Source organism: Glutamicibacter sp. HZAU (genome assembly GCF_004100365.1).
GTDB lineage: Bacteria > Actinomycetota > Actinomycetes > Actinomycetales > Micrococcaceae > Glutamicibacter > Glutamicibacter nicotianae.
Genome location: NZ_SCKZ01000029.1, coordinates 1 through 817, shown reverse-complemented (window position 1 = coordinate 817; position 817 = coordinate 1). Strand labels below are relative to the sequence as shown.

The following is an 817-nucleotide window of genomic DNA, read 5'->3' as shown; positions in this document are numbered from 1 at the left end:
AGATCTGCGAAGCGCAATCACCTTCTCGGAAACCCTCGCGAAATTTCGCAGTCGCGACGCCAGAGACCGAGGGTTAGATCATGCCTAGCATTCACCTTCCGGCCGCCCGCTAGCGGACCCTGGTCAGGTTCCGCGAAGGTGGGCGCAGACATGCTGGGCTCGTCAGGATCAAACTGCACTATGAGGCGGCGGTTCATACCGCGCCAGGGGAGCGAATGGACAGCGAGGAGCCTCCGAACGTTCGGGTCGCCTGCTCGGGTGATATCGACGAGGTTGTGCGGCTGATGCACGACGCTGCGGCGTGGATGTCCGCCAAGGGAACGCCCGCCTGGGACGTCGCGCGGATCGACCGGACATTCGCGGAGACCTTCGTCCTGAGATCCGAGCTCCTAGTCGCGAGTTGCAGCGACGGCATCGTCGGCTGTTGCACCTTGTCGGCCGAGGATCCCGAGTTCTGGCCCGACGCCCTCAAGGGGGAGGCCGCATATCTGCACAAGCTCGCGGTGCGACGGACACATGCGGGCCGGGGTGTCAGCTCCGCGCTGATCGAGGCTTGCCGCCATGCCGCGCGAACGCAGGGGTGCGCCAAGCTGCGGCTCGACTGCCACCCGAACCTGCGTGGCCTATACGAGCGGCTCGGATTCACCCACGTCGACACTTTCAATCCCGGCTGGGATCCAACCTTCATCGCAGAACGCCTAGATGTGATGTCCAGGGACGTTGTTCTGGCCCCCGCCCGTAATGACACCGTGCCGATTCAAGAAGTATCTGTCCAGACCGCTCGCCATTGAAGGCATGTTAGAGTTTAGGCATGTCG

General features: G+C 63.2%; 1 protein-coding gene. It reads left to right on the top strand.

All coding sequences use genetic code 11. The features are described 5' to 3' along the window. Positions 1-215: 215 nt before the first annotated feature. On the top strand, positions 216-791 hold the full coding sequence (locus EKH49_RS16375) for a GNAT family N-acetyltransferase (protein ID WP_071894505.1): 576 nt from the start codon (positions 216-218) through the stop codon (positions 789-791). The last annotated feature ends 26 nt before the right edge of the window (positions 792-817 follow it).